This is a genomic window from Actinoplanes ianthinogenes (assembly GCF_018324205.1).
GTDB lineage: Bacteria > Actinomycetota > Actinomycetes > Mycobacteriales > Micromonosporaceae > Actinoplanes > Actinoplanes ianthinogenes.
Genome location: NZ_AP023356.1, coordinates 6,001,427 through 6,014,096, shown reverse-complemented (window position 1 = coordinate 6,014,096; position 12,670 = coordinate 6,001,427). Strand labels below are relative to the sequence as shown.

General features: G+C 69.8%; 14 protein-coding genes and 1 tRNA gene. 7 read left to right on the top strand and 8 right to left on the bottom strand.

Annotated elements, in window-relative coordinates:
• Positions 1–11: 11 nt before the first annotated feature.
• From Aiant_RS27290 to ssb, 5 genes are all read right to left on the bottom strand, one after another.
• Positions 12–1,103, bottom strand: coding sequence for a M48 family metallopeptidase (locus Aiant_RS27290; protein WP_189329671.1), 1,092 nt, complete (start codon positions 1,101–1,103; stop codon positions 12–14).
• A gap of 102 nt (positions 1,104–1,205) precedes the next feature.
• Complete coding sequence (locus Aiant_RS27285) at positions 1,206–2,732, bottom strand: cobyric acid synthase (protein ID WP_189329670.1); 1,527 nt, start codon at positions 2,730–2,732, stop codon at positions 1,206–1,208.
• Positions 2,729–3,757 (bottom strand): cobalamin biosynthesis protein, encoded by a 1,029-nt coding sequence (locus Aiant_RS27280; RefSeq protein ID WP_189329669.1) that lies wholly within the window; start codon positions 3,755–3,757, stop codon positions 2,729–2,731. The genes Aiant_RS27285 and Aiant_RS27280 overlap by 4 nt, the downstream gene beginning before the upstream one ends.
• A gap of 5 nt (positions 3,758–3,762) precedes the next feature.
• Positions 3,763–4,221: a hypothetical protein gene (locus Aiant_RS27275; RefSeq protein ID WP_189329782.1), complete on the bottom strand. Its 459-nt coding sequence runs from the start codon at positions 4,219–4,221 to the stop codon at positions 3,763–3,765.
• A 247-nt stretch (positions 4,222–4,468) separates the two neighbouring features.
• Complete coding sequence (gene ssb, locus Aiant_RS27270) at positions 4,469–5,077, bottom strand: single-stranded DNA-binding protein (RefSeq protein WP_189329668.1); 609 nt, start codon at positions 5,075–5,077, stop codon at positions 4,469–4,471.
• Between the two features lie 165 nt (positions 5,078–5,242).
• Here ssb and Aiant_RS27265 point away from each other — a divergent pair, with 165 nt between their 5' ends.
• The 6 genes from Aiant_RS27265 to Aiant_RS27240 all read left to right on the top strand — a co-directional run bounded on the left by Aiant_RS27265 (position 5,243) and on the right by Aiant_RS27240 (position 9,427).
• Positions 5,243–6,322, top strand: coding sequence for an alpha/beta hydrolase (locus tag Aiant_RS27265; RefSeq protein ID WP_189329667.1), 1,080 nt, complete (start codon positions 5,243–5,245; stop codon positions 6,320–6,322).
• 13 nt (positions 6,323–6,335) lie between these two features.
• A tRNA-Arg gene (locus tag Aiant_RS27260) sits at positions 6,336–6,411 on the top strand.
• 730 nt (positions 6,412–7,141) lie between these two features.
• Positions 7,142–7,558: a hypothetical protein gene (locus tag Aiant_RS27255; protein ID WP_212846527.1), complete on the top strand. Its 417-nt coding sequence runs from the start codon at positions 7,142–7,144 to the stop codon at positions 7,556–7,558.
• A gap of 6 nt (positions 7,559–7,564) precedes the next feature.
• Complete coding sequence (locus Aiant_RS27250; RefSeq protein WP_189329665.1) at positions 7,565–8,305, top strand: YbaB/EbfC family nucleoid-associated protein; 741 nt, start codon at positions 7,565–7,567, stop codon at positions 8,303–8,305.
• Positions 8,302–8,616, top strand: a complete 315-nt coding sequence (locus Aiant_RS27245) for a type VII secretion target (protein ID WP_189329664.1) — start codon at positions 8,302–8,304, stop codon at positions 8,614–8,616. Before Aiant_RS27250 ends, Aiant_RS27245 begins: the two co-directional genes overlap by 4 nt.
• A gap of 13 nt (positions 8,617–8,629) precedes the next feature.
• Positions 8,630–9,427, top strand: coding sequence for a hypothetical protein (locus Aiant_RS27240; RefSeq protein ID WP_189329663.1), 798 nt, complete (start codon positions 8,630–8,632; stop codon positions 9,425–9,427).
• Between the two features lie 40 nt (positions 9,428–9,467).
• On the opposite strand, the gene Aiant_RS45920 is transcribed toward Aiant_RS27240, so the two are convergent.
• Complete coding sequence (locus Aiant_RS45920; protein ID WP_229829915.1) at positions 9,468–10,475, bottom strand: hypothetical protein; 1,008 nt, start codon at positions 10,473–10,475, stop codon at positions 9,468–9,470.
• A 96-nt stretch (positions 10,476–10,571) separates the two neighbouring features.
• Here Aiant_RS45920 and Aiant_RS27230 point away from each other — a divergent pair, with 96 nt between their 5' ends.
• Complete coding sequence (locus Aiant_RS27230; protein WP_189329662.1) at positions 10,572–10,787, top strand: hypothetical protein; 216 nt, start codon at positions 10,572–10,574, stop codon at positions 10,785–10,787.
• Between the two features lie 8 nt (positions 10,788–10,795).
• On the opposite strand, the gene Aiant_RS27225 is transcribed toward Aiant_RS27230, so the two are convergent.
• Both Aiant_RS27225 and Aiant_RS27220 read right to left on the bottom strand, forming a co-directional pair.
• On the bottom strand, positions 10,796–12,007 hold the full coding sequence (locus Aiant_RS27225) for an ABC transporter permease (protein WP_425322717.1): 1,212 nt from the start codon (positions 12,005–12,007) through the stop codon (positions 10,796–10,798).
• A 9-nt stretch (positions 12,008–12,016) separates the two neighbouring features.
• Positions 12,017–12,667 (bottom strand): ABC transporter ATP-binding protein, encoded by a 651-nt coding sequence (locus Aiant_RS27220; RefSeq protein WP_189329780.1) that lies wholly within the window; start codon positions 12,665–12,667, stop codon positions 12,017–12,019.
• Positions 12,668–12,670 lie beyond the last annotated feature (3 nt).

Here is a 12,670-nt window from a genome sequence, read left to right as displayed (position 1 = left end):
GCCGATCGTAATCAGCCCGCCTCGCCGCCGTTGCCGTTGCCACCGCCGTTGTCGTCACCGCGGGCCCGGCGGCGGGCCTCACTCGCCCAGTTCATCGCACGGCCGGCGGCCGCCCCGGCCATGTCCGAGGCGCCGTCGCCGAACCGGCGGACCAACCCGACCAGCGGATCCTGCGAATTGGCGAAGTCATCCCGGTACGACTTCGCCGCGGCCTTCACGTCCTCGGTGACCGAGGCGTCGCCGTCCGAGTCGCGGCGCGGGTAGTCGCCGCCGAGAATCTGCGCGTACGCCCCCGAGTCGATCCACTTGCGCAGCTCGGCGGCCCGCGCGACCGGGAACGGGTGGGTGCTCCACGCGGTCATGCCGAGCTTGTGGATGCTGTCCCGGATGTCGCCGCCGCCCTCGTACTCCGCGGCCTGCTCCAGGAACGCGGTGGTGTCGATCTGCGACAGGTCGCCGCCACCGGCCAGTTTCATCAGCAGCCGCAGCGAGGCGGCCGGGTCCTGCCCGGCGAGCAGGCCGGCCCGGTCGGCGGAGAGCTCCGCCTTGCGCCACCACTCCAGCATCGCGGCGATGATCGCCCGCAGCGCGATCGCGCCCACCGGGATCCAGCTGAGATTCGCCGCCCAGCTGGTCAGGATCATCATGATGGTCTTGTAGACGGCGTGGCCGCTGCGCACGTGGCCCAGCTCGTGCCCGAGCACGGCCCGCAGCTCGTCGTCGTCGAGTTTCTCCACCGCGCCCGTGGTGATCACGATGAACGGCTTGTCCAGGCCGATCGCCGAACCGTTGATGATCGGCGACTGGCTCACGAAGAGCTCGGGCAGCTCGGCGATGTCGAGCGTGCTGGCCGCCTCGGTGAAGCGCTGGTAGACCCGCGGGTACTGCCGGTGGTCGACGCGGATCGCGCCGGCCAGGTAGGCCAGCCGGAAACCGCGCTCGTTCCACATCCCGAAGAACGTCTTCACCACGTCGTCGAAGCCGCGCAGCTCCCGCAGCGCGGTCAAGGCGCCCCGGTCGGCCGGATGCTCCCAGGCACGTGAACTGATCCCGGTCAGCGTCACCCGGCGGCGTACCGGTCGGTTCTCCTCGTCGGTGGTCATCGATCACACCCCGTCCTCGTGGCACACATCCGGCCGCGCGGCGACCGCCGCGCCGGACCCAACGTACGCCCGGAGCGCAACGATGTCGTCAGGGTCCGACCCTTACGGGGCACCTGGCGCAACGAACGGCAACCCAGGTGGGGCGCCGTTTTCCAGCAGCCGCCAGAGCGCCTCGGTGTCCAGGTGCTCGGCCACCAGATCGCCGAGCACGTCCAGGGCGCGGGCGCGGATCGTGGCGTACCGGGTGTCCGGGGCCACCGTGAACCCGTGCCGCCCGGCCTGCGCGGCGGCCACGGTCAGGAAGCGGCGACGGAACTCGTCGGACTCGAACGCGCCGTGCCAGTGGGTGCCGTAGACGTTCCCGGACACCGCGCCCTCCGGCCGACCGTCGGCGTAGCGCAGCAGCGGCTCCGGCTCGCCGGCGGTGACCCGCCCGTGGTGGATCTCGTAGCCGTGCACCGGCGCGCCCAGCCCGGACCCCGTGCCGCGGGCCAGCGTCTTGCGCGCCGCGAAGGTGATGCCGACCGGCAGCAGGCCCAGCCCGGGCACCACGCCGTGCCCGCTCTCCACCTCGTCGTCGATCGACTCGGCGAGCATCTGGAACCCGCCGCAGACACCGAGCAGCGGCTTGCCGGCGGCCGCGTGCGCGCGCACCGCCTCGGCCAGCCCGGTCTCCCGCAGCCAGGCCAGGTCGCTGACGGTGGCCTTGGAGCCGGGCAGCATCACCAGGTCGGCGTCGGCGACGTCGCCCGGCTCGACGGTGAGATGCACCCGGACGCCCGGCTCGGCGGCGAGCGCCTCGGCGTCGGTGGCGTTCGAGATCCGGGGCAGCCGGATCACCGCGACCCGCAGCCACTCACGGCCCTGCGGCGGGCCGGGACGGCCCAGAGTCGTTCCGTACGCCAGCGAGTCCTCGGCGTCCAGCCAGACGTCCCGGTGGAACGGCAGCACGCCGTGCACCGGACGCCCAGTCACCGCGGTGATCATGTCGTTGCCCGGCTGGAGCAGGCCCAGGTCGCCGCGGAACTTGTTGATCACGAAGCCGGACACCAGCGCCTGATCCTCGGCGGAGAGCAGGGCCAGGGTGCCGAAGAAGGCCGCGAACACGCCACCCCGGTCGATGTCGCCGACCACCAGGGTGGGCAGCCGGAAACGGCGGGCCAGGCCCATGTTGACGAAGTCGCCCTCGCGCAGGTTGATCTCGGCGGGGCTGCCGGCGCCCTCGCAGATCACGGCGTCGTAGTCGGCTCGCAGGTCGGTGAGGGTGGCGTACGCGGTCTCGGCCAGCTTGGGGCGCAGGGACCGATAGTTCCCGGCGGTGACCGTGTCGATCGCCTCGCCGAGCAGGATGACCTGGCTGGAGCGGTCGCTGCCGGGTTTGAGAAGGACCGGGTTGAAGCGGAGGTCCGGGGCGAGGCCGCACGCCTCGGCCTGCATGGCCTGGGCTCGGCCGATCTCGCCGCCACGGCCGTCGGGGGCTACCACGACCACCGAGTTGTTGGACATGTTCTGGGCTTTGAAGGGGGCTACCCGGACGCCGTTGCGGTGCAGGTAGCGGCAGATGCCGGCGGTCACGACGCTCTTACCGGCGTCCGATGTGGTGCCGGCGATCAGGAGGCCGGCGGTCATCGGGGGGTGCTCCGGGTTGCGGGTGCGCTGGTGGCCCCTGCGGGGCCCCACCCCCACCCCCGCCTCCGACCAACCGCCCCAACCCCACCCCGGACCAGCGCACCCCCAGCCGCCAGCACCAGAGCAGCCACCCCCACCGCCCCGGAAACCCGAGCCGCCCGCCGCAGATGCACCGCCCCCGGCTTGGGCCCGTCCCCGAGAAACGGCCGGGTCTCACTACGTCCGAAATAGACGTTCCGCCCACCGAGCCGAACCCCGAGCGCCCCCGCCATGGCCGCCTCGCACTGCCCGGCGTTGGGCGACGGATGATCCCCCCGATCCCGCCGCCACACCCGCAGCGTCTCCCGAGGCGACCCCCGTCCGACCGGCGACACCACGATCGTCAACATCCCGGTGATCCGGGACGGCACCAGGTTCAGCACGTCGTCCAGCCGGGCCGAAGCCGTCCCGAACCGCGCATACCGCACCGACCGATGCCCCACCATCGCGTCCAGCGTGTTGGCCGCCCGATACCCGAGCAGCCCGGCCGGCCCCAGCACCGCCCCCCAGAACAGGGGCGCGACCACCGCGTCCGACGTGTTCTCGGCGACCGACTCGACCGTCGCCCGCGCCAGCTCCGGCTCGTCGAGCGCGGACGGATCCCGCCCGCACAGATGGTTCAGCCGCCCGCGGGCCGCCGCCAGATCACCGGCTTCCAGGTGCCGCGCCATCACCCGGGACTCCTTGCGCAGCGTCCGGCCGCCCAGCACCGTCCAGGTGGCGGCGGCGGTGAGCGCGAACCGGGCAACCGGAACGTTCCGGGTGGCCCGGCCGGCGGCCAGCCCGGCCAGGACCGGCACGCCCACCGCGACCGCGGTGAACACCGCTCCGGCCCGGCGCCGGGGCTGGTAGACCCGGCGCTCCAGGGCGGCGGCCGCGGTGCCGAACCCGGCCACCGGGTGGAATCGACGCGGGTCGCCGAGCACGGCGTCCAGCAGGTATCCGGCGATCAGCCCGGCCGCGTCCGCGGTCCATCGCGAGGGCACGGCGGTCAGCGGCCGAACGGGGTCAGGTCGAACGCCCACACGGCGAGCGCCACCGGCTCCGACTCCGGGTACGGCACCGGTTCCAGCGCGCCCCACTGGATCGACCCGGGCGCCCGGTCCTCCAGGAACTCCACCACGATCGCGCGCAGGTCCTCGGTCACCTGGTAGACGACCGGGAACACCAGGTCGCTCGGTTTCCGGCTGCCGACCGAGCAGCGCAGCTGGCCGGCCTCCGCGTCGTGCCACACGTAGAAGGTCGCGGTCCCCTGGTGACCGGAGACGGACACCTGCTCGCGCAGCGCGGCCGCGGTCTCCTCGAACGCGGTCACCACCTCGTCGGCCGACGTGCCCATCCGCTCGTGCGGCGGCGCGCCGAACCAGTTCGTGTTGACCTGCTCGGCGTCCGGATCCTCGGGCGTTAGCACCATCGTCTCGTCGGCGACGGCGCGGATGTCCTTCAGCATCACCGCCTCAGTCTGCCGGTTGGGGTTGTCTCGAGACCAATCGGGCCGCTCCGCCTGGCGGCTCGGAGAACCGGCACGATCGGCCTATCCCGATCGAGGGAATCGGGGTTCGTCGACAAACTTGGCACGTTGCCCGTCCCGCACCGGCGGCCCGGCCCGGACCCCGACGCGACCGGGCCGCCGGGCGCCGGCCACCCCGGGAATCCGCAGGGAGAGACCCCCGGGGCGGCGGCTGTGCGGGAAGGTCTCAGGCCGCGACCGGCTCCTTTTTCGTACGCCGTGAGCGCGGTGCCTCGACGGTCTCCTCCTCGGCGCTCTCCTCGGCCAGCTCGGCCACCACCTCCAGGAAGGCGGGCTCCACCTCACCGGGGATCAGCTCGGGCAGCCCGTCGCCGTACCGCACCGGCGTCTCGCCGTCGGCCACCGGTTCGGCCGGTTCGCCGTCGATCACGGTGTCCGCCTCGGTGTCCTCCACGGTGCTGGTCCCGGCCGGGCGGGCGCGGTAGAACCGGGATCGGCCGCGGGCCAGGTCGTGGCCGACGGCGAGGGCCTCCATCTCGTACGAGACGCGGTGGTTGGCTTCCTCGTCCTGCCAGTCACGGGTGTAGAGACGGCCGAAAACGATCACCGGGTCGCCGACGTTGATCGAGGATCCGACGTTCTCGGCCAGCTTGCGCCAGGCGGAGACCCGGACGCGGAGCGTGTTGCCGTCGACCCAGCAGCGGTTCTCCCGGTCGTACCGGCGGGCGGTGGAGGCGAGCCGGAAGTTCGCCACCAGCTGGTTGGAGTTGGTGGTGCGGCGCCACTCGGGCTTGGTCAGCACGTTGCCGACGACGACGATGTGGGTGTCGAACACTGGTGTCTCCTTGTGGTGGAAGTGCAGCGGACGTGGCACAGCCTGGCCCGCCGGCCACCTCCGGGCGGCTCGCCCTGTGGACGGCGCGGGATTGTGGAGGACCGGCCCGGATCTCGGTCGATCTGTTATGGCGCGCGACGGCGTACTCATGGGTAACCTGTCCGGGTGGAGACCGACGTCCTGGGCTGGCCGTATGAACGGCACACCATCGAGCTGGGCACCGACGACGAGGGCCCGGTCGTGGCCACGCTGGTCAGACGGCGCGCCGAGCAGCCGTCCCGCCGGGCGGTGCTGCACGTCCACGGGTTCGTGGACTACTTCTTCCAGACCCACCTGGCCGACTTCTTCGTCGAGCGCGGCTGGGACTTCTACGCCCTCGACCTGCGCAAGTACGGCCGCAGCCTGCTGCCCCACCAGACGCCGAACTTCGCCCGCAGCCTGACGGAGTACTTCCCGGAGCTGGACGAGGCGGCCCGGATCATCCGCGCCGAGGACGGCCATGACCAGCTGCTGGTGAGCGCGCACTCGACCGGGGGGCTGATCACTTCGCTCTGGGCCCATGCGCGCCGCGGGCAGGGCCTCGTCGACGGACTGTTCCTGAACAGTCCGTTCTTCGACTTCAACCTGCCCTGGTTCATGCGCCGCCCGGCCATGTCGATGCTGATCGCGACCACCGGCCGGACGCCGTACAAGCAGCTGCCGACACCCTCCCTGGGCCTGTACGGCCAGAGCATCCACCGCGACTACCACGGCGAGTGGGCGTACGACCTGGCGTGGAAGCCGATTCTCGGCTTCCCGGTCCGGATGGGCTGGCTGGCCGCGATCCGGCGGGGCCAGCGCCGGCTGCAAGCCGGCCTGTCCATCGACGCGCCGGTGCTGGTCGCCTGCTCGGATCGGACGTTCCGCGGGCGCGCCTGGCACGAGGACGTCCACGTGACCGACTCCGTCCTGGACGTCGAGCACATCGTCAAGTTCGCGCCGGGGCTCGGCCCGCGGGTGACGATCGCCCAGTTCAACGGCGGCAAGCACGACCTGACGCTGTCCGGCAAACAGGTCCGCGCCGAGCTCTTCCGGGAGCTGGGCCGCTGGACCGAGGCGTTCGTGCCGGAGCCGGGCACCCCGGAGATCGACGTCCCGCCGGCACCGGAGGATCAGGGCGGCCGGGCGGTGGTCCTGGAGGCGGCCGAGGCCGCTGTGGAGAAGGCGGCCGACGAGGCGGACGACAAGTCCGGCACGACCGCCTAGTATGTGCTGGCCAGCGCTCGTAGCTCAGCGGATAGAGCAACGGACTTCTAATCCGTGGGTCGTAGGTTCGAATCCTACCGGGCGCGCCAACCACTTCTACCTGCTAAAACAGCCGATCTAGCGCTGTACGGAGTCTCTCGGTGTACACGAGAGCGAGAGACTCCAGATGGCTGGCCTACAAAGAAACCACCCCTCGCCGGTACAAGCCCATGTGAACGAAGCCAGCGAAAGGACCTTCGCGAGCTACCGGCGAACGCTCCGGAGCCGCAACAGGTCGGGTCGAGACCAGCGCTGGGGAGGGCTTGGTTCTGGTGTCTCTACCCGCTCAGGAAGAGGAGCTGAAGCCGTTCCTGGTGCATGGGGCCATCGTCGGCGACCGGGTTGAAGGTGCCTACATCAGCATCGTTCGACGTAGTGGCGAAGACTCGATCCCGATCACGGTGGCGCAGATCCACTCCACCCTTGCCGCTGGTCGTGCCCTACTCCGTCGTGGCTAGGTGCCCGGCGTTGAGTAGTCGGGCCGAAGGTGAACACGGGGGTGCGGCGACTTCTTCGCAAAGGTCAACCCGCAAACCTTGCTTGCGCTAAGAACACCACGCTGAACCTCTGCGGGAGCACTGGCGTATACCAGTGTGCAGGTGCCAAATAGATGGCCATAAGCGACAGGTGAAGCTGAGCTTCTCCCTGGTCCGGCGCTCAACAAGTCGGCAGTAGATCTATGAGCGGCTATCAAGCGGTTGATCGTGAACCTGGAACCGGGGTTGCGCAGGTTGGCAGGAATCAGACACTCCGTCCCTCTTCATTACCGGGGGTAGTGACATGGCAACACGATCGGCTGGAACCCGACGACCTACTAGCGGGCTCGCACTCCTGCTGTTTGGCCTGCCCGCAGTAGTGGAGCCGCTCGTTGTAGGTGTCGCGGCAACCGGGTTCGACGAGATCGCGGACGCCTCGCCGTTCGGAGCCCAGGGAACCTTCGCCATCGGCGTCGTGGCTGCCGTGTTCTCGGCGATCGGAACAGTGATGGCCTGGCGGGGCGTCGACGGCTTGATCCGGCTGATTATGGCGATCTTGCTGGCCATCTTCGCGGGCTTGATCGCTGCGATGGCGCTCGCGCTCTTGTTCGCAGGGGGAGTCACTCTCATCTTCGCCGTGCTGTTGCTCCATGCCGCGTTCTCGATCGTGATGATCACTCAAGCGCTTCTACGGTCGAAGCCATCCTCGGAAGGACGTTGACCGACGATGCAGCCGGAAGCGTTCCGCCAACTACAGCAACGAGTTGAGGCACTCGGCCGGCTCGCTCAAGAGCTGGGAGCCGCTACCCCGCAGTGGTCTGAGGGCAGCGATCCGACCGGATGGGTTCATGTCGTGCTAGGTCCGAACGGTCTACCGGCGGAGATCCGTGTTCGCGACAAATGGCAGCAGCGACTTGAGCCGGAGCAACTTGGCGTCGCGGTGATGGAGGCTCACCGTGAGGCTGTCCGTCAAGCGATGCGGGTGTTGACGCGTCGACTCGACGACACCCACTGGTGGAGCCGAGAGAGAGACCTCGACGAATACCCGGAAGACTTTCTCGGCCAGAGTTCTCCCGCGACATCTCCATCGCCCCTCTCGGGCGGCCGAGTGCACAACGACGTCGAGTACGGCGAAGACGTCTTGAAAGCCCTCCAGGCGGTCCAACGCCGTGCGGATGAGGTTCCCCCGGCCACCAAGGGGGCGGAAGGACGAGACGACGGACGCCACGTCGTTGTTCGGCTCGGCGTAGGCGGCATGACGGGTTGCGAGATCGAGCCGAGATGGGCGCGCAACTGTGACGGCACCAGGATCAGCACCGCGCTGGCGGTGGCACTGAAGCGTGCGAAGAGCGAGATCGACGCGCCAGAGACGAACGCGGGGTCGGACGTCGACACACTCCTGAGCGATGCCCTCGCCACGCTCACAGCCTTTACCGATCAGCACCAGAGACCCGGTGGTATGCGATGAGCCAGCCCACTGCGGGAGAAGTGTCGGTCGCGACAAACGTGCTACGGAGCGAAGCGGGCCAGTGGGAAACGCAGGCCGGAAAGCTCACTTCCCTAAGCACCGAAGCGGCTGGCATGGAATTCGGCCGGCTCGAAGCTGGCCTCTTCCAGGCGATGGTTGGCCCGTACAACGACGTCATCAACGCCGTGACAGCCCGTGCTACCGAGGGCGCAACTGCCATGAAGGAGATCGCGGCAACCCTGCGCAATGCTGCGAACACCTACGAGGCCGAGGACCAGGCAGGGGCGCACCGGCTCAAGAACATCTACTAGCACGGGGTGAGTTGTGGACTTCAGCCGGGCGCAATACAAAGCGGTGATTGCCGAGATCGAAGCCGGCATCAAGACCTTGCAAGGAAAGCTGACCGAGGTGAAACCAGCCGCGCACGCTGCCGCAAATCACTGGTGGGTCAATCCAGCCTTCGGCGCGGCGATGGAAAAGCTTGCTGACCTGTCCGTTGAGGCTGGAACGGCAATCGCACAGTGGGTCATCGATGTTCTGAAGGGTGCCAGTGCCCCGATCTGGATGTTCGTCGACGCCTACAACTGGATGAATCTGCGCAGTACGGCCAACGGCGTGTCGACCGATCTCTCCACGCAGAACCTGGTGATCGACGACTCGGACTGGTCCGGCGATGCGCGCGAGAAGTACCTGGCTTCTGCGGGAGCACAGGCCAGCGCTGCTGCTCGACTCGGCTCGATCGCCACGACCACCTCCGCAACGCTCGCCGGATGCGCAGCCGCAGGTCTGCTCTTCTACATCTCAGTAGCCGCCGTGGTAGCGAAGCTGATCGCTGCAACAACCGCCTCCATCGCGGCGATGGGGACTGGCGTCTTCTCCATGACAGGCGCTGCTCTGCTCCTAGAAACTGCGGGCTTCAGCAGCGCTGTGTTGACTGGAGCCACGGCCACCCTTGCCACCTTCCTCACCTCTCAGGTCACGGCAGTAATCCTGCTGCACGGCGACGCCATCGACCCCGGCAGCTTCCCGGGCGGAGTCTGGCCGAAGTCGAACACCTCTCAGTTCAGCGACGCAACCGTCAAGGACGACGACGCCGACTGGAGCCTCAAGAAGAAGGACTAGCCGAGGGCCCGCCGAAGCCGGCGGGCCCTTCGTCGTCAGATCACCGGACGCGGATGCGAACCGTGTCGAAGGCCGGAGTCTGGTTGGCACGCTCCATCATCGGGATCCGGTGCGAGCCGTCACCGGCCCAGGACGCGCACTGCGCGAGCCCGGCCTGCGGCAGCCCCGGCACCTGGATGGTCACCGTGTCCGGGGTGCGGCCGCCCTTGCTGTCCTCGGTCGCCACGAAGAACGCGGGCACCGGGTCCGGGGCCGGCGCGGTGGTGGTGCTGGACAGCATCCGGCAGGCGGTGTGGAAGTGCCCGCGGACCAGGCCGTTCTTGAGAACGCTCGACTCCACGTAGTAACCGCCCTGACCGGCGGCCAGGAACCGGTCGCGGATCAGGTTGCGGGTGCTGACCTGGAGGGTGAACGCGGTGTTCCGGTTCACCTGCCGCGGCGCCGACGTGATCAGCAGCGACGGGTTGTTCGCCGCCGAGCCGACCTCACCGAACTCGGTGGAGACGCACCGGTCGCCCTTCTGGAAACCGTCGTGCCGCGTCAGCTTGCTGGTGTCGCAGCTGTTGGTCAGGATGCCGAGGTTGCCGCCGGGCACCGCGGTGGTCGCGGTCGCGACGGGCTTCGCAGGAGCGGCGCCGCCGCCCCCGTTCAGCGTGCAGGCGGCCAGCCCTCCGGCGTTCAGGTTCGGCTTCTGCGCGTTCCGGCCGATCGCGGTTTCGATCCGGCTGATGGTGGCGAACCGCTTGTCCTTGAGCGGGCCGAGGATGGCGTTCTGGATGAAGTTCGCCCCGCCCTGGCCCTTGGTGTCGGCGATCCGCTTGTTCGCCTCGGCGATCTGCGTCTTGAGCAGTTCGAGGTTGCGGTTCACCTCGTTCTGCGCCTGCGCCGGGACGGCGACGTTGATCTTCACGTCCGGACAGTTGACCGTGGGCGTGGACTCGGCGGCCGAGGCCACGCCGAGGCCGATGCCGGCGATGGTCACCGCGACTCCCACGACCGCGACCACCTGCCAGCGACGCGACTTGCTGCTGATTCTGGACCGATACATTGGCCGGCGCCTTCCCCTGGCAAAGAGATGCTTCGGCCATCGATACGGGATCGCTCCCAGATCGGATCAATGAAGGCGGAGAAGTATTCTCGGCGGATGCTCGCCAGCCTGTTGTTCGCCGTCGCCGCGCTCGCTCTCGTGGCCGGCGTGCTGCTCGGTTTCCGCCTGGCCCGGTCCCGCTGCCAGGCCGCCCGGCACGACGAGGCGGTCGCGATCGTGGCGGCGCTGGTGCAGACCCCGGACGCCCCCGATCTCTACGAGCGCGCCCACCGGCTGCTGCTCGACGAGCCGGCGGCCGGTGGGGCGCGTTGATGCGGCGTTCAGGCCGCGGCCAGCGCCTCGGTCGGGGACAGCCGGGCCGCCCGGATGGCCGGGTAAAGTCCGGCGATCGCGCCGATCAGCAGGGTGGCGCCGATCCCGCCGGCGGTCACCCAGAGCGGGACGGCGATCGGCCAGTCCTGGCTGGTGGCATACGCCGCGGTCACCACGGTCCCGCCGAGCACCCCGCCGAGACCGCCGAGCAGTGACAGCAGCAGGGACTCGGCGACGAACTGGGTGCGGATCTGTCCCCGGGTGGCGCCCAGCGACCGCCGCAGCCCGATCTCGGCCCGTCGTTCCAGCACCGAGATGACCATGGTGTTGGCCACCCCGATCCCGCCGACCAGCAGCGCGACCGCGCCGAGGCCGAGCAGCAGGGCGTTGAAGGTCTGGTTGGCGGCCCGCTTCGGCTTCAGGGCGTCGGACGGGTTGGAGACCTGCACCTCGTCCGGGTTCTGCGGGTTGGCGGTCGCGGCGAGCACCGCCCGCACCGCCTCCACCTGTGACTCGACCGATCGGGTGTAGACGGTGGTGGCGTGCCCGTCGAAGCTCAGGTACGACTTCGCCGCGTCCCACCCGATCAGCACCGCGTTGTCCAGCTCCCCGGCGAGCAGCACCGGCTTCAGCACGCCCACCACCCGGTACCAGCGCCCGCCGATGTAGACCGCCGGCACGTCGCCGAGCCGGCGGGCGGCCGTCGCCCCGAGCACCACGGCCGGGAACTTCGCGGTGGCCGCGTTCAGCCAGGTGCCCTCGGCCAGCGTGCCGCCGACCGTCGGGAGCAGGTCGAGCCGGGCCGCGAGCAGGGACAGTCCGCCGGTCTCCCCGGGCGGGATCCGGTCGGTGCGATAGACCGGGTTGTTCAGCACCTTGCCGACCGCGGTCGCGGCGGTGACCGGCCCGATCCGCTTGATCATCGACAGCGCCTCGTCGGGCAGCGTCGCGTCCTCGCCGAACATGGTGTTGCCCGGCGACACGGTCAGCAGGTTGGTGCCCAGCTGGGCCAGGGCCCGGTCGAGGTTGGCCCGGCTGGAGGCGGAGATCCCGACCACGGCGACCATCGCGGCGATGCCGATCGCGATGCCCAGCGCGGAGAGCACCGCCCGCAGCGGCCGGGCCCGCAGTCCCGATCCGCCGAGCCGGAACAGGTCGGCGGCACTGAGCCGGGCCGGCCGCAGCGACGACGCGGACGACGGCCGTGACGATTCCACCACGACGACCACTCAGACCACCTCCCCGTCCAGCATCGGCACCTGCCGCGGCAGCGATCCGGCGATCTCGTGGTCGTGGGTGATCACCAGGACCGTGGTGCCCGCCGCGTTGAGCTCGCGCAGCAGGTCGACCACGCCCGCGCCGGCGACCGAGTCCAGGTTGCCGGTGGGTTCGTCGGCCAGCAGCACGGCCGGGTCTCCGGCGACGGCCCGGGCCACCGCGACGCGTTGCCGCTCTCCTCCGGAGAGCTGATGCGGGCGATGCCCGAGACGATCGCCGAGGCCGACACGGATCAGGGCGGCCTCGGCGCGCCGCTCCCGCTCCTTTTTCGGTACGCCGGAGTACAGCAGTCCGTCGGCGACGTTGGCCACCGCGTTCCGCCCCGGCGCCAGGTGGAACTGCTGGAACACGAAGCCGATGGAGCGGGCTCGCAACGCCGACAACTGCCGGTCGGTGAGCGCCGCCACGTCGTGCCCGTCGATCCGGATCGCGCCGCTGGTCGGCCGGTCCAGGGTCCCGATCATGTGCAGCATGGTGGACTTGCCGGAGCCGGACGGGCCGACGATGGCGATCAGTTCGCCGGGCTCCACGGTGAGGTCCACCGCACGCAGCGCGGTCACCCCGCCGGGGTAGGTCTTGGTGACCTCGTTCAGCTCGATCACCGG